The 24,481-nt window shown below is 71.6% G+C and carries 21 protein-coding genes; 12 read left to right on the top strand and 9 right to left on the bottom strand.

Going from position 1 to position 24,481, the window contains the following annotated elements; all coding sequences use genetic code 11:
* Positions 1–8 precede the first annotated feature (8 nt).
* On the bottom strand, positions 9–770 hold the full coding sequence (locus MQH31_RS13005; RefSeq protein ID WP_243012387.1) for a YoaK family protein: 762 nt from the start codon (positions 768–770) through the stop codon (positions 9–11).
* A gap of 134 nt (positions 771–904) precedes the next feature.
* Here MQH31_RS13005 and MQH31_RS13000 point away from each other — a divergent pair, with 134 nt between their 5' ends.
* The 4 genes from MQH31_RS13000 (at position 905) to MQH31_RS12985 (ending at position 6,523) form a co-directional block, all read left to right on the top strand.
* Complete coding sequence (locus MQH31_RS13000) at positions 905–2,005, top strand: acetamidase/formamidase family protein (protein WP_243012386.1); 1,101 nt, start codon at positions 905–907, stop codon at positions 2,003–2,005.
* Positions 1,998–3,800, top strand: a complete 1,803-nt coding sequence (locus tag MQH31_RS12995; RefSeq protein WP_243012385.1) for an AtzH-like domain-containing protein — start codon at positions 1,998–2,000, stop codon at positions 3,798–3,800. The genes MQH31_RS13000 and MQH31_RS12995 overlap by 8 nt, the downstream gene beginning before the upstream one ends.
* Before the next feature lie 171 nt (positions 3,801–3,971).
* Complete coding sequence (locus MQH31_RS12990; protein WP_134536582.1) at positions 3,972–5,195, top strand: pyridoxal-phosphate-dependent aminotransferase family protein; 1,224 nt, start codon at positions 3,972–3,974, stop codon at positions 5,193–5,195.
* Positions 5,192–6,523: a Zn-dependent hydrolase gene (locus MQH31_RS12985; protein ID WP_243012384.1), complete on the top strand. Its 1,332-nt coding sequence runs from the start codon at positions 5,192–5,194 to the stop codon at positions 6,521–6,523. Before MQH31_RS12990 ends, MQH31_RS12985 begins: the two co-directional genes overlap by 4 nt.
* A gap of 85 nt (positions 6,524–6,608) precedes the next feature.
* On the opposite strand, the gene MQH31_RS12980 is transcribed toward MQH31_RS12985, so the two are convergent.
* Positions 6,609–7,304, bottom strand: a complete 696-nt coding sequence (locus tag MQH31_RS12980; protein ID WP_243012383.1) for a nucleotidyltransferase family protein — start codon at positions 7,302–7,304, stop codon at positions 6,609–6,611.
* A gap of 64 nt (positions 7,305–7,368) precedes the next feature.
* Here MQH31_RS12980 and uraD point away from each other — a divergent pair, with 64 nt between their 5' ends.
* On the top strand, positions 7,369–8,391 hold the full coding sequence (uraD, locus tag MQH31_RS20890; RefSeq protein WP_308196455.1) for a 2-oxo-4-hydroxy-4-carboxy-5-ureidoimidazoline decarboxylase: 1,023 nt from the start codon (positions 7,369–7,371) through the stop codon (positions 8,389–8,391).
* A 102-nt stretch (positions 8,392–8,493) separates the two neighbouring features.
* Here the strand turns inward: uraD and MQH31_RS12965 are convergent, their stop codons facing one another.
* The 4 genes from MQH31_RS12965 to add all read right to left on the bottom strand — a co-directional run bounded on the left by MQH31_RS12965 (position 8,494) and on the right by add (position 13,635).
* Positions 8,494–9,960, bottom strand: a complete 1,467-nt coding sequence (locus MQH31_RS12965) for an amidohydrolase family protein (protein ID WP_243012382.1) — start codon at positions 9,958–9,960, stop codon at positions 8,494–8,496.
* A 41-nt stretch (positions 9,961–10,001) separates the two neighbouring features.
* Entirely contained in the window at positions 10,002–10,907 is a 906-nt protein-coding gene (gene pucL / locus MQH31_RS12960; protein WP_243012381.1) for a factor-independent urate hydroxylase, read from the bottom strand.
* A gap of 41 nt (positions 10,908–10,948) precedes the next feature.
* A complete protein-coding gene (gene allB, locus MQH31_RS12955; RefSeq protein WP_243012380.1) occupies positions 10,949–12,394 on the bottom strand; it encodes an allantoinase AllB in 1,446 nt (481 codons plus the stop codon).
* A 212-nt stretch (positions 12,395–12,606) separates the two neighbouring features.
* Complete coding sequence (gene add / locus MQH31_RS12950) at positions 12,607–13,635, bottom strand: adenosine deaminase (RefSeq protein ID WP_243012379.1); 1,029 nt, start codon at positions 13,633–13,635, stop codon at positions 12,607–12,609.
* Positions 13,636–13,869: 234 nt separating this feature from the next.
* On the opposite strand from add, the gene MQH31_RS12945 reads away from it, so the two are divergent.
* The 5 genes from MQH31_RS12945 to MQH31_RS12925 all read left to right on the top strand — a co-directional run bounded on the left by MQH31_RS12945 (position 13,870) and on the right by MQH31_RS12925 (position 18,346).
* Positions 13,870–14,973 (top strand): ABC transporter substrate-binding protein, encoded by a 1,104-nt coding sequence (locus MQH31_RS12945; RefSeq protein WP_243012378.1) that lies wholly within the window; start codon positions 13,870–13,872, stop codon positions 14,971–14,973.
* Positions 14,974–15,104: 131 nt separating this feature from the next.
* Positions 15,105–15,926 carry an ABC transporter ATP-binding protein gene (locus tag MQH31_RS12940; RefSeq protein ID WP_243012377.1) on the top strand — a complete coding sequence of 274 codons (822 nt, stop codon included), beginning with the start codon at positions 15,105–15,107 and terminating at the stop codon, positions 15,924–15,926.
* Complete coding sequence (locus MQH31_RS12935) at positions 15,926–16,738, top strand: ABC transporter permease (RefSeq protein WP_134536442.1); 813 nt, start codon at positions 15,926–15,928, stop codon at positions 16,736–16,738. The genes MQH31_RS12940 and MQH31_RS12935 overlap by 1 nt, the downstream gene beginning before the upstream one ends.
* Positions 16,738–17,589: an ABC transporter permease gene (locus MQH31_RS12930; protein ID WP_241976424.1), complete on the top strand. Its 852-nt coding sequence runs from the start codon at positions 16,738–16,740 to the stop codon at positions 17,587–17,589. The genes MQH31_RS12935 and MQH31_RS12930 overlap by 1 nt, the downstream gene beginning before the upstream one ends.
* A gap of 64 nt (positions 17,590–17,653) precedes the next feature.
* Entirely contained in the window at positions 17,654–18,346 is a 693-nt protein-coding gene (locus tag MQH31_RS12925; RefSeq protein WP_243012376.1) for a class I SAM-dependent methyltransferase, read from the top strand.
* A gap of 65 nt (positions 18,347–18,411) precedes the next feature.
* Here the strand turns inward: MQH31_RS12925 and MQH31_RS12920 are convergent, their stop codons facing one another.
* From MQH31_RS12920 to MQH31_RS12910, 3 genes are all read right to left on the bottom strand, one after another.
* Positions 18,412–21,384: a molybdopterin-dependent oxidoreductase gene (locus MQH31_RS12920; RefSeq protein ID WP_243012375.1), complete on the bottom strand. Its 2,973-nt coding sequence runs from the start codon at positions 21,382–21,384 to the stop codon at positions 18,412–18,414.
* The gene (locus tag MQH31_RS12915) at positions 21,381–22,229 is read right to left on the bottom strand and encodes an FAD binding domain-containing protein (protein WP_243012374.1); all 849 of its coding nucleotides are present in this window, start codon (positions 22,227–22,229) and stop codon (positions 21,381–21,383) included. The genes MQH31_RS12920 and MQH31_RS12915 overlap by 4 nt, the downstream gene beginning before the upstream one ends.
* A gap of 340 nt (positions 22,230–22,569) precedes the next feature.
* On the bottom strand, positions 22,570–23,079 hold the full coding sequence (locus MQH31_RS12910) for a MogA/MoaB family molybdenum cofactor biosynthesis protein (protein ID WP_243012373.1): 510 nt from the start codon (positions 23,077–23,079) through the stop codon (positions 22,570–22,572).
* Positions 23,080–23,158: 79 nt separating this feature from the next.
* Here MQH31_RS12910 and MQH31_RS12905 point away from each other — a divergent pair, with 79 nt between their 5' ends.
* Positions 23,159–23,563, top strand: a complete 405-nt coding sequence (locus tag MQH31_RS12905; RefSeq protein WP_243012372.1) for a TOBE domain-containing protein — start codon at positions 23,159–23,161, stop codon at positions 23,561–23,563.
* Positions 23,560–24,402 carry a molybdate ABC transporter substrate-binding protein gene (modA, locus tag MQH31_RS12900; RefSeq protein ID WP_372488156.1) on the top strand — a complete coding sequence of 281 codons (843 nt, stop codon included), beginning with the start codon at positions 23,560–23,562 and terminating at the stop codon, positions 24,400–24,402. Before MQH31_RS12905 ends, modA begins: the two co-directional genes overlap by 4 nt.
* The last annotated feature ends 79 nt before the right edge of the window (positions 24,403–24,481 follow it).

Genomic DNA, 24,481 nt, shown 5'->3' with positions numbered 1-24,481 from the left:
CCGGAAATTCATGCTCGCACCACGGCTTCCGGCGCGTGGTGCGGGCGCCCGGCCGCGTGCCCGAGCGCCGCGACGGCGAGGGTGATCACGGCAGAGAGGGCGACGCCCCAGGCGATGTGCACCGAGAGCAGGAGGGCACCGACCAGGGCGCCCGCGCAGATCAGCAGGATGGCGGCCACCCGGCGGAACCACGGCTGACCCTTGCCGCCACCGAGTCGCGAGTCCGCGGCCAGCCCGGTGATGGTCGACGTCACGACGACCGTCGTGACGTCCTTGACCCCGATGTGCCGGGCGACCCCCGCCTGGAGTCCCATCATCGCGGCAAGGAGGCTCGTGATCACCAGGTCGAAGGGCTGCGCCGGATGCCCGCCGCCGAGGACCAGGGCAAGCGCCAGTCCCGCCATGATCGCGCCCTGCACCGCGAACAGCGCCGTCGCGTGGGTCGTCCAGCCGATCGCGACGGGCCGCAGCGCCCGGCCGCCGATGGCCGCCCCGAGCATGAAGGTGAACAGGGCGAGCAACGGGCCGAGCACGGGCAGGTTGCTCGCGCCGGCGAGCGCCATCCCGAGGATGACGACGTTGCCCGTCATGTTGCCGGTGAACACCTTGTCCAGGCCGAGGTACCCGACGGCATCCGCCAGGCCGGTGGAGAACGTCAGCGCCAGCATGAGGCCGAGGTGCAGGTTCGCGGGATGACGGCGGAGCTTCTCGAGCACGATGATCCTTCGGGACGGGGACTGCTGGGTATGTTTCCTGGAGGTAAAACTCATGTCGATCGTGTCAACAGTGACCTGAAACGTACCGGCTGGTGGAATGGCACGCAAACGGGAGATAGCCTCGATCGCGAGGCACCAATAGTGTGAAGCACCACGTTCTTGTTTCTGCGTACCTGGAAGGCGCTCCCATGTCGTACGTCGTACTCCACCCAGGCATGGGGAGTATCTCGCCCGGGCACTACCTTCCGGCCACCCCGCAGACCGTGCTGTGGGGTCGCCTGCCCTGTGCGGCGGATGCCGCGGTGCTCTCGATCGCATCCGGTGACGTCGTGACGATCGACACCCTCAGCCACGAGGGGCTGCTCGAGGACCAGGGCAGGGACCCGCTCGCGTTCTTCGGCGGCCACGGCGTCGCTGCGATCGATGTGCTCACGGATGCCGTCGCGCTCGCCGCGAGCGACTACCCGCGGGACGCCGAGGCGGACGGTCCGCACGTCGTGACCGGACCGATCGAGGTGCGCGGTGCGCTCCCGGGCGACCTGCTCAGGATGACCCTGCTCGAGGCGGCGCCCCGGGTGCCGTACGGCGTCATCTCGAGCCGCCACGGCCGCGGGGCGCTGCCCGGCGAGTACCCCGTCGGACCGGGCACGGTCTCCGTGTTCACCGAGGTCGACACCGATCCCGGATACGGGACGGAAGCCGGGGCGCTCGTCGGCACCCTGCCGCTCGTCCCCGGCGGAGACCGGGTCGTGCGCTTCCCGCTCGACCCGTTCCTCGGCATCATGGGCGTCGGCGTCGCCGGTGACACCCGGCCGCACTCCGTCCCGCCCGGCGCGCACGGCGGCAACCTCGACATCAGCCTGCTCACCGTCGGCAGCGCGCTGTACTTGCCCGTGCAGGTGCCGGGCGCGCTCGCCTACGTCGGCGACCCGCACTTCGCGCAGGGCGACGGCGAGGTGGCGCTGACGGCGCTCGAGGCGAGCCTGCGGGTGCGCATCCGCTTCGATGTCATTCCGGCGGAGGAGGCGGCGGCGCTCTTCGGCCGGCTCACCGGACCGCTCGCCGAGACTGATGAGTTCCTCGTGCCGACCGGGCTCGACCCGGACCTCGACGAAGCGATGCGGGCCTGTGTGCGCGCCGCGATCGCCCTGCTCGGGGCCCGCTACGGCATGGACCAGACCCTCGCGTACGCCTACCTGAGCGCGGCGACCGACTTCAATATCTCGCAGGTCGTCGACCGTGTCACGGGCGTGCACGCCCGCATCCGGACGGCGGACTTCGGTGCTTGAGCAGAACGGCCGACCCGTCGAAGTCACGGCGGCTCGTGCGTCCGTCCCTGCCGTGCTCCGTCCGGCCCCGCCTGCGGTCGGCGTGCCCGCGGTCGCTGTGCCCCCGGCCGCAATGCCCTCGGCAGCCACTCCTGCGTTTGCCGGGCCCACGGCGGCGATGCCCCCTGCCGCAACGTCCCCGGCCGCCGCGCTCCCGGCCGGACGGCCCGTGCGCGCCGCACCCTCGGCCGCTGCGCCCGAGCTTCGGCCGACCTCGATCACGGGGGAGCTGCCGGGCGGCCTGCTCGCCGCCTTCGAGGCCTACGAGGCCGCGCTCGCGGCCAATGACCTCGAGGCGCTCGCGGGGTTCTTCGTTCCCGGACCGCACACGCTCCGCGGCGACGCGACCGGGCTGCTCGTCGGGAGCGACGCGATCGCCGGATTCCGCGCCGGCCGACCCGGGGTCGTGCGGCGCAGCATCCGCTCACTGCACGTGCGAGCCATCGGGACCGACCACGCCCTGATCGTCGCCGAGAACGCGCCCGTGGCCGGCGGGGCCGGTCTGGTGACGCAACTCTGGAGCCGGACCGCGGCGGGCTGGCGGATCGAGGCCGCGCAGGTCGCCGCATCCGCTCCCGCGATCGACCGGACCATCTGGCGGGTGGTCGGCACGCCGCTCGTCGCCGGCGAGGCCGGCGGAACCCTCGCGGGCGTGCGGGTCGCGGTCAAGGATCTCTTCGACGTGGCCGGGTTCGCGGTCGGGGCCGGCACCCCCGCCTACCTCGAGAGCGCGACCGCCGCGACCGAGAGCGCACCCTCGCTCACCGCCCTCCTCCGGGCGGGGGCGAGCGTGATCGGCATCGCCCAGACCGACGAGTTCGCGTACAGCATCGCCGGGACCAACGTGCACTCGGGGACACCCCCGAATCCGCGCGTGCCGGGCGGACTGCCGGGCGGCTCGTCAAGCGGGCCCGCCGCCGCCGTCGCCCTCGGCCAGGCGGACCTCGGCCTCGCGACCGACACCGCAGGGTCGATCCGGGTGCCTGCCTCCTACCAGGGGCTCTGGGGGCTGCGCACGAGCCACGGGGCGGTCAGCCGCGACGGGGTGCTCCCGCTCGCGCCCTCGTTCGACACGGTCGGCTGGCTCGCCAGGAACCCGGAGCTGCTCCGGGCCGCCGCCGCCGTCTCGCTCGACACCGACCGGCAGCTGCCGCTGCTGCCCGCCCGGTTCGCCGTGTGCGCCCAGACCGTGTTCGCCGCGGAGGAGGGCGTGCAGGCGGCGTTCGTCGCCGCGGTCGACCGCCTCGAGAAGAGCGGGCACCTCTCCGCGGTCGAGATCATCTCCCTCGACCCGCTGACCCACCTGTTCGAGACGTTCCGCACCGTGCAGGCGGCCGAGGCCTGGCACGCCCACGGCGACTGGGTCGACGCCCACCCCGGCACGCTCGGCCCCGACGTGCGCTCCCGTTTCGCGTTCGCCTCGCTCATCGACGAGGACGAGGCAGGCGCGCACCGGATCGACCTCGCCGAGGCCAGGGAACGGCTCGACGCGGCCCTCGACGGCCGGATCCTGCTGCTGCCCTCCACCTCATCGACCGCGCCGGCCCGCACCGCGTCCGGGGCCCGGATCGAAGCGATCCGCACCGCGACGCTCTCCCTGACCTGCCTCGCCGCGATCGGCGGGTACCCCGCGGTGTCCCTGCCCGGCCTCTCCGTCGCCGGGGCGCCGGTCGGGCTCAGCCTCGTCGGACCGCGTCACTCCGACCTCGCCCTGCTCGATCTGGCCGCCGGGCTCGCTGCGGGGCTCGAGGGCTGAGCCCGTCGACGGCCGGGCCCGCGAGCGAGGCCGACGGAATCCCTGACAGAACGCTGGATGCGGCGGGGTAACACCGTGGAAACGCCGCGTGCCTAAGCTGGTCATGTGACCTTTTCGCTGCAGTCAACCCCCGTCCCGAGCCTTCCGATCAACCCGCCGCAGCGCCTGCTGATGGGACCGGGGCCGATCAACGCCGACCCACGGGTGCTGCGCGCCATGTCCGCGCAGCTCGTCGGCCAGTACGACCCGGCGATGACGGGGTATATGACCGAGACGATGGGCCTGTACCGCGACGTATTCCGCACCGGCAATGAGCAGACGCTCCTGATCGACGGCACGGCACGTGCCGGGATCGAGGCGGCACTCGTCTCACTGATCCAGCCGGGCGACCGGGTGCTCGTGCCCATCTTCGGACGCTTCGGCCACCTCCTCCGCGAGATCGCCGAACGCGTCGGCGCCGAGGTACACGTGCGGGAGGTGCCGTGGGGCACCGTGTTCACGCCCGCCGCGATCGAACAGGCGATCATCGAGACCCGGCCGACGCTGCTCGCGATCGTGCACGGCGACACCTCGACGACCCTCGCCCAGCCGCTCGACGAGCTCGGCGACATCTGCGCCCGGCACGGCGTGCTCTTCTACACCGACGCGACGGCGTCGCTCGGCGGCAACACCTTCGAAGCGGATGCCTGGGGCCTCGACGCCGTGACCGCCGGCCTGCAGAAGTGCCTCGCCGGGCCATCCGGTTCCGCACCGGCCACCTTCTCGGCCCGCGCCGTCGACGTGATCGACTCCCGCCGGAGCATCGAGGCCGGCATCCGGGAGGCCGGGGACGCGGTGCTGCCCAACCGGATCCGCTCGAACTACTTCGACCTCGCCATGCTCTTCGACTACTGGGGTCCGCGCCGGCTCAACCACCACACCGAGGCCACGACCGCCCTCTACGGCGCCCGCGAGTGCGCGCGCATCCTCGTCGAGGAGGGCATGGCAGAGGCCGTCGCCCGGCACCGGCTGCACGGCTCGGCGATGCTCGCGGGAGTGCACGGCCTCGGGCTGTCCGTGTTCGGCGACCCGGCCCACCGGATGAACAACGTCGTCGCGGTCGAGATCCCCGACGGGGTCAACGGTGACGCGGTGCGCGGCACCCTGCTCGAGGACTTCGGCATCGAGATCGGCACCTCGTTCGGACCGCTGCACGGCAAGGTCTGGCGGATCGGCGTGATGGGCTACAACGCCCGCAAGGACACCGTGCTGACCACCCTCGCGGCGCTCGAGCAGGTGCTCCGGCGCGCGGGGGCATCCGTCACCGGTGGCGGGGGAGTCGGCGCGGCCTGGGACCTGTACGCCGACGCGGACCGTGACGCTGCTGCGTCCGACGACGCCGCGGTGCTCTCATGACGGCCGCGGTGCCGACCGTGTCGGATGCCGAGGCCGCCGTCATTCTGGCCCGGTGCGACGAGCTCGCCCGGCACTCCTCCCTCACCGACGGGATCGAGCGGACTTACCTCTCGGCGGAGCACGCCGCCGTCAACTACCGGGTTGCCGGCTGGATGACCGCAGCAGGGCTCACCACCTGGCAGGATGCCGCCGGCAACCAGTGCGCGCGCCTGTCCGGCAGTACCCGCGGGCTTCCCGCCCTGATGCTCGGCTCGCATCTCGACACCGTGCGTGCGGCGGGCCGCTATGACGGCATCCTCGGTGTGCTCGTTGCCATCGCGGTCGCCGGGCGGATCGCCGCCTCCGGCCGCCCGCTGCCGTTCGCGCTCGAGATCGCCGCGTTCGGCGACGAGGAGGGCACTCGCTTCGGCACGACCCTGCTCGGCAGCCGCGCCGTCGCCGGCACCTGGCTCGAGTCTTGGTGGGACCTGCGCGACGCGGGCGGCGTGAGCCTCCGCGAGGCGTTCCTCGCCTTCGGGCTCGACCCCGCCAAGGTCGGAGACGCCGCCCGGGCCCCCCAGGAACTCCTGGGCTACCTCGAGGCGCACATCGAACAGGGGCCCGTGCTCGAGGAGGAAGGCCGCGCCCTCGGCGTCGTCACCGGAATCGCCGGGGCCCGCCGCTTCCTGCTCACGGTCACCGGCTCGGCCGGGCATTCCGGGACGCCGTGGCCCCGCCGCCGCGACGCCCTCGCCGGAGCGGCGGAAGGCATCACCACCATCGAGCGCATCGCCCGTGCCGAGGGGCTCACCGCGACCGTCGGGCACCTGCGGGTGTTCCCCGACGCCGTCAACGTCATTCCCGGGAAGGTCGAATTCAGCCTCGACCTGCGCGCTCCCGACGACGCCGACCGGGACCGCGGCTGGACACTGATCGAGTCCGCACTCACGGACATCTGCGGCACGCGGGGCCTCGACCTCGCCAGCACCCAGGTGCACGAGGCCGCGGCCGTCGCCTGCTCACCGCGGTTGCGCGCGGCGATTGCGACGGGCATCCGCTCGACCGAGCCGACAACGGCACCGGCCGACGCGGCCCGGCCCGACGAGGGCGGGTCGGATTCCGGCCCGGAGGCCCCGGCCGACGACGCCCCGCGCGAGCTACCCTCGATCGCCGGTCACGACGCGATGGCGATCGCGGCGATCACCGACGTCGGCATGCTCTTCGTGCGCTGCGCCGGCGGCATCAGTCACCACCCGGACGAGTCGGTCACCGCGGCCGACGTCGCCCTCGCCGTCGATGCCCTCGAGGCGGCCGTCCGAGCCCTCGCCGCCGACTACCCGGCCCTGTAGTTGGCATAACTCCTGCAGATTCTGTTGGCTCGCGCAGACCGGCCCGTGTTTCCGGGGCCTCCTGCCGGCCGGGAATGTGCAGGAGTTATGCCTCGGGGACGCTGGGGCGGGTGTCGACGTCGGCGCCCGTCGTGAGGTCGCCGCACTCGACAGGGAACACGTCGTGCGCGCGGAGATACGGGCGCGCCCCGGTGTCGCCGGTGAGCTGCGTCCGCAGCGGCTCCCAGTGTGCGCGGCCGATCAGCACCGGATGCCCGGGTCGGCCGCCGAACACGGCCTGCCTCAGGCTGTCGCGGGTCACGCCCGCGTCAGCGTCGAGCACCCGCGCGACCGTCGCGGCGTCGAGGTCGGGGACGTCAACGGGGACCACGACGACGGCGGCCACGGCCCCGGCGAGGCTCAGGGCCGTGCCGATCCCCGCACGCAGTGAGGCCGACAGCCCGTCGGCCCAGTCGGCGGCCTGCACGACGACCGTGCCACGGTCGAACTCGAACTCGAACTCGGGCCCGGCCGGCGCAGGGGCCGACCCGTCGATCAGGCCCGCCTCGGCCAGCAGCTCGACGGCCGCGGCGGACTCGGCCCCGAGCACGACGATCACCGGCGCGCAGCCTGCCGCCCGCAGCACGCCGGCCGTCCGCACGAGCCAGGGCACACCGTCGGCGCCGCGCGCGAGCGCCTTCGGCTGCCCGAACCGGGAACCGGCCCCCGCTGCCAGCAGAATGCCCGCGACCGGGGCTTTCCCGGCATCCGCCCGGTCGCGCGCTGCGTCTGCATCCACCATGTCCGCCATCGTATGCGCTGTCGCCGCGGGCGCTCTAGGCTGGACCAGGACGAGGAGAGCTTTCATGAAGAGGATGTCGACACCTGAGCTTCGCGAGGCGCTCCTGACCTGCCTGGCCGTACCCCGCTGGGCCGATGAGGTCGCGGCACAGTCACCGTTCGAGTCCGCGGCTGCCCTGCTCGCCGCCGCCCGCACGGCCGCGACGCCGCTCAGCCGCAGCGAGATCGACGAAGCCCTGTCCGGGCATCCGCGGATCGGCGAGACGGCCCGTGGCGACTCGCCGTCCGCGCGATTCTCCCGCCGCGAGCAGTCCTCGTCGGACGCCACAGACGCCACCCTCGCGGCCGCCATCGCCGAGGGCAACCGGGCGTACGAGGAGCGGTTCGGCCGCGTCTTCCTGATCCGCGCCGCCGGCCGGTCGCGCACCGAGATCCTCGCCGAACTGCACCGGCGCCTCGCGCTCGACGACGCCGCCGAGTTGAAGATCGTCGGCACCGAGCTGCGCGACATCGCCCTGCTCCGGCTGGCCACGCTCGCCGGTACCGTCGCCGAGCGGGTCGCCGCCGAGCGCGCGACCGCAGGCGGCTCCGCCGATGCGCCGGCCGACCGGGACGTCGTCTCGGCGGTCGTGGCGGACGTCGTTGCCGCGACCGCGGCTGCCACCGACACGAGCACCCGCACACGCCCAAGCACCGCCATCGGGACCGAGGCAACCACGGCCTCGGCTTCCGACTCCGGGAACATCGCGCCCCGAAGCCGCATCACGACCCACGTGCTCGATGCCGTGTCCGGCCGGCCCGCCGCCGGCGTTCCCGTCGAGCTCGACCAGCGACTCGAGTCCGGCTGGCACTCGCTCGCAAGCGCCGGCACGGATGCCGACGGCCGGGTCTCCGTGCTCGGCCCGGCCGCTCTTCCCGCGGGTCGGTACCGCCTCACCTTCGACACCGGGCGCTACTTCGCCGGCACCGGCCAGCCGACCCTGTACCCGGAAATTTCGGTGACCATCGACCTGAACGACCCGGCCGCGCACTACCACGTGCCGCTGTTGCTCAGCCCCTTCGCCTACTCGACGTACCGCGGCAGCTGACCCACGAACCTGACCCACGCGGCATTCGCCGGCCGCGCTGACCCGCACCGCCGAGGCGAGCGCGCCCCGATGTGTTGCGGTGTCGCGGGCGGGCGGGGCGCGCTACTCGGGGGCCTGCACGCGGCGGCCGCGCACGAACACTCCCGTGATCGCGGGCTGGCGCAGCGCGAGCAGCAGGGCGAAGAGGGTCTGGTCCGTGGCCATCCGCTCGTCGTCCGCCCGGATGCCGCGGTTCAGCACGGTCGCGAGCGGTTCCCAGCGGTCCGGCTCGATGAGCAGGAAGTCGGCGTCCTTGCCCACGTCGAAGTTGCCGAACCGGGCCTCCATGTCGAGGGCCCTGGCGCCGGCGAGGGTCCCGGTGAAGAGCAGCGCGGCCGGGTCGAGCGAGAGCCCGGCATCGCCCGGCTCCGACAGGTGCACCTTGAAGCAGTCGTTGAGCACCCGCGAGATCAGCCACTCGTCGCCGGCGCCGATGTCCGAGCCGATCGCGACGTTCACGCCGAACGACGTCGTGCGCAGCCACGGCATCGTGCCGGAGCCGAGGAACTGCTGCGAGGTCGGGCAGTGCGCCACCGAGGTGCCGGTCTCGGCGAGGCGGGCGAGCTCGGCATCCTCGCAGTGCACCGCATGGGCGAGGATGCTGCGCCGCCCGAGCAGGCTCGACCCGCCCCGCTGCGATCCCGGCAGAAACAGCCCGTCGTAGGTGTCGAGGTAGGTGTCGACCCCGTACACCGCCTTCACGGCGTCGATCTCGCCGGTGCCCGGGCGGTTGTTCTCGTTGAGGTGCGAGTGGAAGTACACGCCGCGTTCGCGCGCGTCGTCGTAGAGCTCGCCGAGGCCGGCGAGGGTCGTCGGGGTCACCGAGAGGCTGAACCGGGGTACGACCGCGACCTGAAGCAGCGCCGTCGTGGGGTCGCCGGTGTCGACGGCGTGCCAGCGGTCGATTTCCGCGCCGATCAGGTCGAGGGCCTCGGTCTCGCCGGTGAGGAGTGCGGCGGCAGGGCCGGACCCGACCGTCTGCACGCCGCGCCCGCTGACCAGGCGCAGGCCGGCGGCCCGGCTCTCGGCGAAGAGGGCGTCCTGGGCGTGAGGGAACGCCGACCCGAAGACGAGGGCGCTCGTGGTGCCGGCCGCGACGCGGCGCCGGGTGAAATCGCGGGCGATCCGCGCCGCGAACTCGGGGTCCTGCAGCCGGGTCTCCGCGGGGAACACGCAGTTGTCGAGCCATTCGAGCAGCTGGCCGCCGCCGTAGGCATCGGTCGAGTACGTCTGCGGGTAGTGCAGATGGGTGTCGACGAAGCCCGGCAGGATGAACCCGCCGCGGTTGTCGGTCACCGGGAGGTCGCGGAAGCCGGCCGGGAGCTCGGCGAACGGCCCGACCCAGGCGATCGTGCCGTCCGGAGCGGTGACGAGGGCGCCGTCCGGCACCGAGACGAGGTGCTCCCTGGCGTCGGCGACGACCGGGGATCCCGCGATGTGGAAGACGTGGCCGCGGTAGACGCGACCGGGGGCCGAGGCCGCGCGGGACGGCGTGGAGCCGGGAGCCGGGGCGTGCGCTGGGGTACTCATCACGGCAATCGTATGGGCTGGGGCAACCGGACGCCGCGCAGCTAGACGAGCCCGGTGTACGAGTCCCAGGCGGGCCCGGCGTCCGCGGCGTCGTCGTGCAGCACGGTCGCCTGGATCAGCCCGTAGGGGCGGTCGGCGGCGTGGTACACCTCGTTGTCGTTGGCGACGCCGAAGGGGGAGAGGTCGTAGAGGAAGTGGTGCTTGTTCGGCGCGGACAGGCGCACCTCGGCGATGACCGGGAACGCCTCGAGCACGGCGCGCCCCATCTCGAAGAGCGTCTGCTGCAGGGCGAGGGAGTGCACGGTCGCGAACTGGCTGACGAGCACCTGCTTGATGCCGGCGTAGGTGGCTTCCCAGTCGGCATCCGTCGTGGCGAACCGCCAGCCGGCCGTGAGCGAGGTCGCCATCACCCGGTCGGAGGTGGGCTGCAAGAGCGTGTACGGATCCTGCATGAAGCCGGCGAACTCCGAGCCGGTCGACTTGAGGATCACGAGGTCCTTGAGACCGCCGATCACCCAGCTGCGCCGGTCAGCGCCCATGCCCTCGACCGTGATCGCTGCGGTGCGCACCTCCTGGCCGCGTCGCACCCAGGTGTGGTCGTGCTCGCTGCCGTCGACGAGCACCCGTTGCCAGGCGAATTCCTCGATCTCGACCCGGGCGTTGTGCACGGGCTCGACCGTGTCCACGAAGTGGGTGGCGAGGTCGAGCCCGTAGCTCTCGATCGAGAGCAGCCCCTTCTCCTTGGCGAAGGAGTACGCGGTCTGCTTCTGGGTGTCGGTCGGCAGCACGTTCAGCTGGTCGCCCGCGAGGTGCGCCCGGGCGAAGTCGCCGCGGAGCGCGGTCGAGACGCTGATGTCGTGGATCTCGTGCCGCGGCGAGTCGCGGTAGATGCGCACGACCCGGTTTTCCGCTTTTCCGTACCGGTTGGGTCCGAGGATGATCGACATCGGATGGTGCTCCTTCTGGAGGGTGGGGAAGGGGTGGGGAATCAGGGCTTAGGCGTCTGGCGGCGGAGCAGGGCGCCGCGGGGAGGGCGTTCCGGGTGGGCGGATGCCGCGGGCGAGGTGGCCCCGGACGTTCCGTCGTCTCCCACCCCGGTGTCGTGCACGACAGCACCGGCCAGCCAGGTGGTGTGCACCCGGCCCGTCAGCGTCGCACCGTCGAAGGCGCTCACCGGGTTCTTGTGCCGCAGGGCACCGACGTCGACCGTGAACGACTCCTCCGGCGCGAAGGAGACGAGGTCGGCATCCGCCCCCGGCCGGATCGACCCCTTGCCGGGCAGCCCCGCGAAGCGCGCCGTCGCGGCCGACATCCAGCCGAGCACCCCGTCGAGGCCGATCCCGGAGGCGCGGGCGGCCGTCCAGACCGCGGGCAGGCTCAGCTCGAGGCCGGAGATCCCGCCCCAGGCGAGACCGAAGTCGCCGTCGTGGCCGAGCTTGAGCTCCCGGGTCGCCGGCGAGTGGTCGGAGGCCACGAAATCGATCGTGCCATCGAGGAGGGCCGCCCAGAGCAGTTCCCGGTTCGCGGCGTCCCGGATCGGCGGGCAGCACTTGAAGGCCGTGGCGCCGTCGGGGATCTGCTCCGCGGCGAAGGACAGGTAGTGCGGGCAGGTCTCGACCGTGATCGGCAGGCCCGCCGCCCGCGCCGCACGGAGCCGCGGCAGCGCGGCGCCCGCCGAGAGGTGCAGGATGTGCGCGCGCACGCCGGTGCGGCGCACCGCGTCGATCACCCGGTCGATCGCGCTGGTCTCGGCCTGCGGCGGGCGGCTCGCGAGGAACCCGGCGTAGGAGCGCCCGTGGGCGGGCGGGGCGGCGTCGAGCTCGGCGGGATCCTCGGCGTGCACGAGCAGCAGGCCGCCGAACGCGGCGATCTCGGCGGCGGCCGTCAGAAGCTCTGCGGAGGAGAGCGCCGGGAACTCGTCGACGCCGGAGGGGGAGAGGAAGGCCTTGAACCCGAAGACGCCGGCGTCGTGCAGGTCGCGCAGGGTGCCGAGGTTGCCGGGAACCGCCCCGCCCCAGAAGCCGACGTCGACGCTCGCCTGCGGGCCGGCTGCCGCACGCTTGAGCTCGAGTCCGCGGACCGTCGTCGTCGGCGGGATGCTGTTGAGCGGCATGTCGATCAGGGTCGTGACACCGCCGGCCGCTGCGGCACGGGTGGCGCTCGCGAAGCCCTCCCAGTCCGTGCGGCCGGGCTCGTTGACGTGCACGTGGGTGTCGACGAGACCGGGAAGCAGCACCCGGCCCGTCGGCAGACGGAGGTCCGTGGCCGCACCGTCGGACAGGCCGGACTCCGCGATCGGTCGGGTGTCGACGGGCTCGTCGATCGGCAGGATCGCGGTGACGGCCCCGCCCGTGATCGTCACCGCCCCCGGCACGAAACCGGCGGGGGTGAGCACGGCGTCCGAACGGATCACCCGGTCGACTCGTTCGCGCATCGGTCCTCCTGCCAGCTGGAATCCCCGGCCGTGAGCCGGCCAGATGGTCTAGCAAACACCCTGATGAGGACCTCAGGGTGCCAATCGGGACTCGTGAAACGCGATCGTCACACACTCGGCGAATGCCCGAAACGCGGGCGGTGCGGCGGGCGGCGAAACACCGCGCGGTCGACGGGAACGGGCGGGGTCGGGTCAGGCCGGGTCAGGCCTGGTCAGGCCGGGTTCGCCTCGAGGAAGGCGTCGATCTCGGCGAGGTAGCCCGCACGCTCGGAAGCGGAGAGCCAGCTCGCCTCGAAGGAATTCCGGGCGAGCTGCACGAGCTCGTCCCTGCCGACGCCGGCCTGCCGGGCGAACGCCGTGTAGGTGTCTGCCACGTAGGCGCCGAAGTACGCGGGGTCGTCGGAGTTGAGGGTGACGAGCACCCCGAGGCCGAGCAGCTCGACGATCTCTCGCGCCTTCATGTCCGCGGTCACGAAGCTGTTCGAGACCGGGCAGCAGGTCAGGCCGATCCGCCGCTCCCGGACGAGGGCGACGAGCGCCGGGTCTTCGAGGATGTTCGTGCCGTGGTCGATCCGGTCGACCCTGACCTCGCCGAGCACCTGGCGGATGTTCTCGATGCTGCCGACCTGGTCGATGTCGCAGTGCATCGTCAGCTTGAGGCCGGCGTCGCGGGCGAGCTGGAAGACCTCGGCGAACTTCGCCGGGGGATTGCCGCGTTCGTCGGAGTCGAGCCCGACCCCGACGAGCAGGTCGCGGTAGGGGAGGGCGGCCAGCAGGGTCTCGTGGGCGCTCTCAGCGGATGCGTCACGCAGGAAACAGAGGATCAGGTCGGCGGAGAGGCCGTAACCGACCGCATCCGCTGCAGCACGGTGCAGCCCCGAAATGACGGTCTCGAAGGGCACGCCGCGCGTGGTGTGCGCCTGCGGGTCGAAGAAGGCCTCGACGTGGCGCACGCCGTCTGCGGCGGCGCGGCGGAAGTACGCGGTGGCGAGGTCGTAGAAGTCCTGCTCGGTGACCAGCACATCCATCGCGGGGTAGTAGACCGCGAGGAAACTCGCGAGGGAGTCGAAGGCGTAACTCGCGCGCACCTCCTCGACCGTCGACTGGCCGATGTCCACTCCGTTGCGGGTGGCGAGGGCGAGTTTGAGGTCGGGTTCGAGGGTGCCTTCGAGGTGCACATGCAGCTCTGCTTTGGGCAATCCGGACACAAACGCGGCAGTAGGCTCAGTAACGGACGGCATCGGGGCTCCTTTTCGGGCGGACGCCGTGACCGTATCACGCGGCAGATGCACTTTTCCTCCCGCAACGGTTACCCAGAATGCTGCAACACGACGGAAACACTGTCGAGGTCGCAGCGTCATCTGCGGGGTCTAAATTCAGGGAACCCGCACGTGTGCCGCACGGTATCACAGCAGCCGTTTTCCCTGACGGCACCCCGACGGCACCCCACGAGCACCATCGAGAGGAACAGCTTCATGACCCGGACCCAAGGTTTAACAGCACACCGTTCACCGGCAGGGCGTCCCGCCCGTCGCATCCTGCAGGGCATCGCTGCTGCGGCGGTCGTGACCATCGCGCTCACCTCCTGCGCAACGAGCTCCACTCCCGCGACCTCCGCAACCGCCGGCGCCCCCGCGTCCTTCGGCACCGCGAGCATCCAGCTGTCCTGGATCAAGAACACCGAGTTCATGGGCGAGTTCCTCGCCGACGCCAACGGCGACTTCACCAAGGCCGGCTTCGATTCCGTCGACCTCATCGCCGGCCCGGCATCCGCTGAGGCGGGCGTCATCTCCGGAACCGTCGACCTCGGCATCGGCAACGCGATCTCCACCGGAACGGTCGTCGCGAACGAGGGCGCCCCGATCAAGATCATCGGCGCCACGTACCAGAAGAACCCGTTCTCGATCCTCTCGCTCGCCAAGGTGGGCAACATCAAGACGCTCGCCGACCTCAAGGGCAAGAAGATCGGCGTGCAGGCGAGCAACCAGAGCCTCTGGGACGCGTTCCTCAAGGTCAACAACATCGACCCGACCTCGCTGACCACCGTCCCCGTCGAGTACGACCCGACCCCGCTCTTCAACGGCGAGGTCGACGGCTGGTTCTCGTACCTCACCAACGAGGGCATCGACGCCGACCTCAAGGGCCTCGGTCCGGTCAACCTGCCCCTCGCCGACAACGGCCTCCCGTTCGTCGCGGAGACCTTCACCGCGTCCGACAAGGAGATCTCGGGTGACCGTGCGAAGCTCAAGGGCCTCCTGATCGCCGAGATCAAGGGCTGGGCCGCTGCCATCAAGGACCCCGCCGCCGCTGCCAAGCTCACGATCGACAAGTACGGCGCAGACCTCGGTCTCACCATCGAGAAGGAGACCAAGCAGGCCACGATCCAGTCGAAGGACCTCGTGGTCAGCGACGACACCGTCAAGAACGGCCTGTTCACCATCAGCGATAAGCTGCAGCAGGAGAGCATCAAGACGCTCGCTGCCGCCGGTGTCACCATCACGGCCGACAAACTCTTCGACATGAGCCTGCTGTCCGAGGTCTACGCCGAGAACCCCGACCTGGTCAACTACGCCAAGTAGGTCGTTCCCTCCGGGGCGCACCAGCACCACCAGCCAGACCAGCATCACCAGCACAACCAGCATTACGCAGGAACATCGAAACGCGGCCGCCCCGAAAGTGACCGCCGACGCCCAGTAAAGGAACACACCCTGTGAGTACGACCGATGCCGGTGTCCAGAGCAACGCTCTGGGCACCGGCCTCCACATTTCCGGGCTCCACAAGGTCTTCACCGTGGGCCGGAAAGAAGTCTCCGCGCTCGAAGACGCGACCCTGCACACCGACAAGGGCAGTTTCCTGTCCCTGCTCGGCCCGTCGGGCTGCGGGAAGTCCACGATCCTGCGGATCCTCGCCGGCCTCGAGGAACCCACGAGCGGCACCGCGAAGGTCGACGGCAAGACGCCGGCCGAGCTTCGCAGCGGCCACGAACTCGGCATCGCGTTCCAGGACGCCGCGCTGCTGCCCTGGCGCAGCGTGCGCGGCAACATCAAGCTTCCCTTCGAGGTCGCACGGATGCCCATCGACGAGGACTACGTCTCCGAACTGATCAACCTGGTCGGGCTCACCGCCTTCGAACACGCCAAGCCCGCCCAGCTCTCCGGCGGCATGCGGCAGCGGGTGTCCATCGCGAGGTCCCTCGTGCTGAAGCCCTCCGTGCTGCTGCTCGACGAGCCCTTCGGCGCCCTCGACGACATGACCCGCCAGCGCCTCAATATCGAACTCCTCAGGATCTGGACCGAGAAGCCCGCGACCACGATGATGGTCACGCACGGCATCTCGGAGGCGATCTTCCTCTCCGACCAGGTCGCGGTGATGAGCCCCCGACCCGGCCGCATCAAGGAGGTCATCGACATCGACCTGCCCCGCCCGCGGCATCCGGACATGATGCGCTCCCACGAATTCCACGCCCTGCACGACCGCGCCTCCGAACTCCTCTTCAGCCCCGACGCCCTTTCCGTGGCGGAGACGGACTGATGCGCGGCTTCGCCTCGTTCCGCACTCTCCCGTCATGGGCGACCGGGCTGATCGGCGTGGTCGTCGTGGTCGCCCTGTGGTGGCTCGGTGCGACCACGGTCTTCCGCGGCATCGGCACCGTCCCGGGCGGCGCGATCCCGACCCCCGGCGCCGTCCTCTCCCAGCTGGTCTCGGACGGCTGGGCGTTCTACCTCTCGCATGTGTCGATCACCGTCGGCGAGGCATCCGTCGGGTTCCTCTGGGGCAACGCGGCCGCTCTGGTGCTCGCCGGCCTTGTGCTCGTCGTGCCGCGGATCGAGAAGGTCGCCCTGCAGATCGCGGTCATCACCTACTGCATCCCGATCGTCGCGATCGGCCCGATCGCCTACATCGTGATCGGCGCCCCGCGCGGCGGTGAACTCTCCGGCACCGCGATCTTCCTCGCCGCGATGTCTGTGTTCTTCACGACCGTCGTCGGTTCCCTCGTCGGCCTCAAGGCGGCGACCCCCGCGAGCCTTGACCTCGTCAGCGTCTACGGCGGCGGCCGGTTCATGCAGCTGCGCAAGGTGCGGCTGATGGCCGGGCTGCCGAGCGTGCTCTCCGCGCTGCAGATCGCCGCTCCCGCCGCGCTGCTCGGCGCGATCCTCGGCGAATACCTCGGCGGCGTCGACCGCGGCCTCGGCATCGCGATGCTCGCGGCCGGGTCAGCGGCGAACGTGGACCGGGTCTGGGGGCTCGCGCTCGTCGCCGGCCTTCTGGCGGGCCTTGGCTACGGCCTCTTCGGGCTGATCAGCAGGCTCGCGACACCCTGGCTGACGGGACGGAACTCCTGATGACCCTCGAAACCATGTCGGCGGCTCGCCCGCCGAGCACTGCGAAGGTCGTCCGCGGCCTGGGCGCCGTCGTCGGGCGCGCCGCGCTCACCGGCCTGATCACCCTCGTCATCGTCCTCGTCGCCTGGCAGGGCCTGATCCTGCTGCTCGGGGTGTCCCCGTTCATCGCCAAAGGACCCCTCGACGTCTGGAACTGGCTCTTCACCGTTCCGAACGCCGCCGTCAACCGCGCGACGATCCTGACCAACCTCACGGTCACCCTCGGGGATGCCTTCCTCGGCTTCGTTGCCGGACTCGTCGTCGCCCTCGTGCTCGCGATCGCGTTCACGCTCTCCCGCGGCATCGAGAGCGCGCTGATGCCGATCGCCCTGCTCTTGCGCTCGGTGCCTCTTGTCGCTCTCGTGCCGGTGATCAGCCTGATCACCGGGCGCGGGCCGAGCCTCGTCGTCGTGATGGGCGCGATCGTGGTGCTGTTCCCCGCTCTCGTGAACATCGCCTTCGGCCTGCGATCGTCGTCGCCGCAGATCAACGACGTCATCGCCGTGTACGGCGGCAACGCGTTCACGGCGCTCCGCAAGGTGGCGCTGCCGAGCTCGCTGCCGTCGTTCTTCGCGGCCGTCAAGATCTCGATCCCCGGTGCGATCACCGGCGCACTTCTCGCCGAATGGCTCTCCACCGGGCAGGGCCTCGGCCACGGCATCGTGATCGCGGTCGCCCAGGTGAAGAACTACGAGGTGTGGGCATCCGTCGTGGCGATCACGCTCGTGTCTATCGTTCTGTACGGCGTCGCCCAGCTCGTGGAGAACCTCGTGCTGCGCCGGATGGGCATGGAGAGCAGCACCGGGGCCTAAGTCTGGCGTGCGACGGTTGCGACGGCCGTAGTGGGCGCACCGGCACGGGGCTACTGTTCCTGGCATGGACACTCCGCGGAACCGCAAGCCGATGGGCACCCTCAAAACTCCCGCACCCATGCTCCGGGCACTTGCGGAGCAGCTCGGGCATCCGAGCGGGTGGCGCGGCCGGCTGGTCGGGCGGATGCTCAACCGACGGAACCGGGGAATCATCCTCGCCGCCGTGAACGCGCTTGAGGCGGCGCCCGGATCCCGGCTCGCCGACGTCGGCTTCGGCGGCGGTGTCGGGATCGAGCTGTTGCTCGAGCGGGTCGGACCCGACGGGCACGTCGACGGGGTGGACCGCTCGGAGACCATGCTGGATGCCGCGCACCGGCGGTTTCGGGACGCGCTCACCGCCGGTCGGCTGTCGCTGTTCCAGGCGTCGATGGAGTACCTGCCGCTGGCGGACGCGAGCCTCGACGGGGTGATCACCCTCAACACCTTCTACTTCCTGCCCGACCTTGGCCGGGCGGCGGCGGAGTTCGCGCGGGTGCTCCGGCCCGGCGGCCGGCTCGTCGTCGGCGTGTTCGACCCGGCAGCGATGCAGCGGATGCCCGTGATCGAGTACGGCTTCCGGGTGCGGCCGACCGAGGAGATCACCGCAGCCCTCGAGAGCGCCGGGCTCGTGCAGACCCGGCACCTCCGGGTTGGACGCGGCCCGGACGCCTACCACCTGCTGCTCGCGTCGCCCACCCTTCCTCCCGCGGCCGCGTAGTGAGGGTGGCCGTTCCGGTCGAGAGATGCCGGCGCAACGGGCGCTCTCGACCGGAAAGGTGACTGTCAGGGGTGCATCAGGCGCCAGATCCGGTCGCGGGACATCGGCAGCTCGTAGGGGCGGATGCCGATCGCGTCGCGGACCGCGTTCGCGAGCGCGGGGGCGACCGGGTTGTACGGCGACTCGCTCATCGACTTGGCGCCGTACGGGCCGAGCTCGTCACTCGTCTCCGCGAAGTACACCTCGGTGACTGGCAGGTCCGCGAGCAGGGGCACGTGGTAGTTACGCATCACACTCGTCGTCACCGTGCCCGCGCCGTCGAGTTGGACCTCCTCGTAGAGCGCCGTGCCGATCGCCTGGGCCACGCCGCCTTCGATCTGGCCGCGGCACTGCGCCGGGTTCATCACGACACCGGCATCCGCGGCCTGGATCGACTGCAGGATGCGGACCTCGCCGGTGAGGGCGCTCACGGCGACCCGGAAGGCCTGCACATTGAAGGCGACCGAGCGCACGGCGCCGTCCTCGGAGCTCGTGCCGCGGAGGACCATGGAGGACGGCTCCGGGTCAGGCGCTGCGGCGGGCGTTGTGGCGGCAGTCGCAGGGGCGGAGCCGACGGACGCCGGGTCGACCGGTGTAGCGCCGGCCGACGCCTCGTCGGCGGGCGTGCTGACGGATGAGTCGCTCGCGTGCGGGCCGGCCGCCGCGCGGGCGGCGAGCTCCGTGAGGGAGACGGCGGTGCTGCCGCAGCGGAGGCCGTCGGGCTCGAGGATCCAGGCGTCCGCAGGGGTGCCGGGGCGGGCATCCGTCGCCGCCTGCCGGAGCAGGGCCGCGAGTGCGGTCGCCGCACCCAGCACAGCCTTGCCGGCGACGACGACGCCGGCCGAGCCGAAGGCGCCGGTGTCGTAGCCGATCGTGTCGGTGTCGGACTGGAGGATGTCGATGCGGTCGGGGCTCGTGCCGAGCGCGGTCGCGGCGAGCTGGGTGTGCACGGTCGTGGTGCCGTTGCCGAACTCGGCGGTGCCGACGCGTACGGCGTAGCGGCCGTCGGCGCAGAGGGTGACGGATGCTTGGGCGAAGTGTCCGCGCGGGGGGATCGTCGCGATCATCGCGGTCGCCATGCCCTCGCCGACCCGCCACTCCGGTCCGGTGGGCACGGGAACGCCGTTGCCGCGGGCGAGGGCCGCCTCGGCGAGGTCGAGGCACTGGTCGAGGCCGTAGCTTCCGAAGATGAGGTCGTCGCCCTCGACGTGGGTGACCACGAGCGGGTCGCCCGGCCGCACCGAGTTCAGCCGGCGCAGGTCGAAGGGGCTCACGCCGAGGTCGCGGGCGAGATCGTCGAGTGCCGACTCGACGCCGAAGATGACCTGGCCGAGTCCGTAGCCGCGGAAGGCGCCCGACGGGAGGTTGTTCGTGTAGACGCTGCGGGCATCCACTCGCTTGTTGGGCACGGAGTAGAGGCTGACCGACTCGGAACTGCCGTGGTACATCACGCCGGGCCCATGGTTGCCGTATGCGCCGGTGTCGCTCAGCAGGTCGAGGGCGAGGGCGGTGAGCCGGCCGTCGTCGGTCGCTCCGAGGGTGACGCCGACCCGCATCGGATGCCGGGTGGGCGCGACCCGAAACTCGTCGGAGCGGCTGAACTCGTACTGCACCGGGCGCCCGGTCGCGAGGACCGCGAGGGAGACGAGGTCCTCGGTGAGGATCTCCTGCTTGCCGCCGAACCCGCCGCCGACGCGCGCGGTGAAGACGCGGACCGCGGCCGGGTCGAGGTCGAAGATGTGGCAGATCTCACGCTGCACGAGGAACGGCACCTGCGAGCTCGTCCGCAGTACCAGCCGCTGCTCGGGGGTGCCGGCGTGTTCGAGCCAACCGATCGTGCCGTGGGTCTCGAGGTGGGTGTGGGCGACCCGCTGGGTTTGCCAGGTACCCGTGACGAGGTGGGTCGCCTCGCCGAGACCGGCCTCGAGGTCGCCGTACTCGCCGTGCAACTCGGCCACGAGATTACGGGAGGGGTCGGCGACGCGGCTCGCGGCGGCATCCTTCTCGCCGTGCACGAGGGGAGCGCCGGGCGCCGCGGCGAGGACCGGGTCGAAGACGGCGGGGAGGAGGTCGTACTCGACCTCGATCAGCCGACAGGCGGCCTCGGCGATCGCGACGGTGTCCGCGACGACGGCCGCGACCCGCTGGCCGCGGAAACGCAGCACCCGGTCGAAGACGAGGGTGTCGTCGGGGTCGTCGGTGCGGTCCTCGTGCCGGGCCGTCGAGAACAGGGTCGCGGGGGAGTCGGTGTGGGTGAGGACCGCGTGCACGCCGGGCAGGGCCGCGGCTCGCCCGGTGTCGATCGAGCGGATGCGGGCGTGCGCGTGCGGACTCTGCAGCACGCTGACGTGCAGCAGGCCGGGCACCGCGATGTCGAGCGTGTACGGTTCGAGGCCGCTCACGACCCGCTCGCTCGCGGGGGCGTGTGTCGAGGAGCCGACGTAGCCGCGCGCGGGCGCGGTGGGCGCGGTGGGCGTCCGCTCGGCCTGGGGCGTCGCGCGGGTTCCGGTGCGGACCACGGGGCCGAGGCCGTCGGGCGGGAGGGCGCACGGGGCCGTGCCGTCGGCCGGGGTGTGCCGCCCGTGGATGGCGTCGTCGATCGCGCGGTATCCCGTGCAGCGGCAGATGTTGCCCTTGAGCAGGCGCGGGAGATCCTCGAGGTCGTGCTCGGTGAGCGTGGAGGCGGTCACGACCATGCCCGGGGTGCAGAAGCCGCACTGGAATCCGGCGTGGTCGACGAAGCGCTGTTGCACGGGAGCGAGGGAGCCCGGGTTGCCGAGACCTGCGGCGGTCGTGATCGCGGTGCCCTCGGCGCGGAAAGCCGGGTAGATGCAGGAGTGCACCGGAGTGCCGTCGACGAGCACCGAACAGGCGCCGCAGTCGCCGGTGTCGCAGCCCTTCTTCACCTCGAAGTGCTCGAGTTCGCGCAGGAAGGTGCGCAGGCACTGTCCGGGGGCAGCCGCGCCGTCGACCCACTGGCCGTTGATCTCGAATCTCACGGGCGGGCCTCGCTTTCGATCGGGGTGGTGCCGGATTCCGGGGCCTCGAGCTGGTGACGGATCTCCTCGGCGAGCACGGCGCTGACCGCGGCGCGCCAGTCGGCCGCGCCATGGGCATCCGTGAACCAGGCGTCGATGCCTGCGACGTCGGCGCGGAGCTCGGCCGCGGCCGGGATCGCGTCGTAGCGGAGCTGCACGGGCCGCAGGGTCGCGGCCGTGACGGTGAGGGTGAAGCGGCCGTCGCGGTCGAGGCGGCCGATGACGACGGCGCCCGAGCGGCCGATCGGCGAGAGTGCGATCTTACGGAACGCGGTGCGGGCGCGGAGCGAGGCCTCCGGGATGTGGATGGAGCGCAGCACGTCGCCGGTGCCGAGCACCGTCGTCATGTTGCCGGTGACGAAGTCTGCGGCGGGGAGGCGCGCGTCGCTGCCGTCGCGGCGCCAGATGAGCACCTCGGCGTCGAGGGCCGCGGCGAGGCTCGTCATCGGGCCGGCGGGCAGGGCCGTGGCGAGGTTGCCGCCGACGGTTGCGACATTCCAGACCTTGAAGGAACCGTAGAGGGCGGTGCAGCATTCGAGGAGCAGCGGATGCGCGGTCCAGCCCGGCCCCGCAGGGAGCGCCGCGAGCTGGGCGAGGGTGCACGTCGCGGCAATCTCGAGGCCGGCACCGGTGACGGTGAGCGCGGGCCAGCCGAACGCCTGCAGGTCGACGAGGCCGGTGAGATGCGCTCGGGGATCGGCGAACAGCTCCGAGCCGCCGGCGAGCGGGGCGACGGTGTCGCCGAGCGCCGAGAGGTCGGAACGCACGCGGGCGGGCGTGATCGTCACAACGGTATTGAGGTCCATCGCTGCTCCAGTCGTCCGGCGCCGAGTATCCAGTCAACCGCATTTCCGGGCGGGTTTCGTCCACGGTACCCGTCCCCGTCCGGGGCCGCGCCGGAGTGAGCTCTGGCGGCCCCACCCCTCACCAATCCGACGGAGATTCTCGTCGCTGGAAACCGAATCGGGCGAGCAGTATCCGCTCGGGCCTGCACTCCCGTTGAGTCGTCCGGTGGCCTCGATAACGTCGGAGATTCTTGCGACACGCGGAGGATCCGGGCAGCGGATGCCGCGGGTCGGGAAAATCTCCGACGTTACGTCTCGGGGCGGTGCGGCGGGCGGTGCGTCGCCGCGTGGAGGAGGCGGCTCAGGGGGTGTGGTCGAGGCCGTGGAGCTGGTCGATGAGGTGGGGGAGCACGTCGTCGAGCACGGCGAGGCCGTCGCGCACGCCGCCGGTCGAGCCGGGTAGGTTCACGACCACGGTCCGACCGCGGGCGACGCCGACGTAGCCGCGGGAGAGCAGTGCAAGGGGGGTGGATGCCGCGCCGCGGCGGCGGAGCTCCTCCGCCAGTCCCGGGATGAGCCGGTCGAGGTGCGGCAGGGTCTGCTCGGGCGTTTCGTCGTGCGGGCTCACACCGGTGCCGCCGGTCGTGATGACGAGGTCGCAGTGCGCGGCGATCGCCGCACCGAGGGCCTGGCCGACGCGGTCGCCGTCCGGCACGACGTCGAGGGCGGCCACGCTCCAGCCCCTGTCGAGGAGCCAAGTCTCGATGACCGGCCCGGTGCGGTCCGGGTAGACGCCGGCCGCCGCGCGGGTCGACGCGACGATGATCTGCGCGACGCGCGGCGTCGCATCCGTTGGGGCCTTCGTCGTCATCCTCCCAGTGTGCCGCACGGAGAGGCAATCGACGCCGGACCCAGGACAAATCCGCAGATGAGGGAATATAGTGCTGCATATGTCGCAAATACGGATTCGTGAGGCCGCCGGGTTCCTCGGCGTGAGCGACGACACGGTGCGTCGCTGGATCGACAACGCCGTGCTGCCCGCCACGACGGATGCTGCGGGACGCATGGTCGTCGACGGCGTCGACCTCGCCCGCCTCGCCACCGAACACGCCGCCGTGCCGACCGACCCGTCCGGAACGGCGAGTTCGGCCCGCAACCGGTTCGTCGGACTCGTCACCCGGGTCGTGAGCGACCCGGTGATGTCCCAGGTCGAGCTGCAGTGCGGGCCGCACCGCGTCGTCTCCCTGATGAGCACCGAGGCCGTGCGGGAACTCGGCCTCGTGCCCGGGTCCGTCGCCGTGGCCGTCGTGAAGGCCACGACCGTGATCGTCGAAATCCCCCCGGAGCATTCGTGAGAGCTCACCGTCACGACGCTCGCCGGTACCTTCGTGCCTCGCTCGTGGTCCTTGCGGCCGCCGCGCTGACGACGGCGTGCGCCGGCCCGGCCGGGGTCGGTGGGTCCGCATCCGCGTCGACCGCGGCATCCGCCGGGTCGACGACGACCGCCGCGAGCCGTGCCCCGGAGACCCTGACCGTCTTCGCCGCCGCCTCCCTGAAGAAGACCTTCACCGAGCTCGCGACCGAGTTCGAGGCCGCGAACCCCGGCGTGACCGTGGCGCTCAACTTCGCCGGATCATCCGACCTCGTCACCCAGATCACCGAGGGCGCCCCCGCCGACGTCTTCGCCTCGGCCGACACCAAGAACATGGCCAAGCTCACCGCCGCCGGCCTCGTCACAGGAACGCCGACCGTCTTCGCGACCAACACCCTTGAAATCGCCGTTCCGCCGGGCAACCCGGCCGGCGTCACGACCTTCGCCGGCCTCGCCGACCCCGGCACCAAGGTCGTCGTCTGCGCCGCCCAGGTGCCCTGCGGCGCCGCGACCGCCACGATCGAGAAGGCGACCGGCGTGAACCTCACCCCGGTCAGCGAGGAGAACGCCGTCACCGACGTGCTCGGCAAGGTCTCCTCAGGCGAAGCGGATGCCGGCCTCGTCTACGTCACGGACGTCGCCGCCGCGGGCACGAGCGTCCTCGGCATCCCGTTCAGCGAATCCGGCACTGCCGTGAATTCGTATCCGATCGGCGTCGTCGCCGGGAGCGCCCACTCCGAGCTCGCCGGCCTTTTCGCCGCCTTCGTCACCGGGCCTACCGGACACAGGGTGCTCGCCGCCGCCGGCTTCGGCACCCCATGACCGGCGCGACCCTCTCGAATGCCCGCCGCCCGGCATCCACTGGTACCGGCCCGCTCCGAGTCGGCCTCGCTCCGTTCGG

The sequence above is a fragment of the Cryobacterium zhongshanensis genome, assembly GCF_022760445.1.
In the GTDB taxonomy this organism is placed as follows: domain Bacteria; phylum Actinomycetota; class Actinomycetes; order Actinomycetales; family Microbacteriaceae; genus Cryobacterium; species Cryobacterium algoricola.
This window is presented reverse-complemented; position numbering and strand designations above follow the sequence as displayed.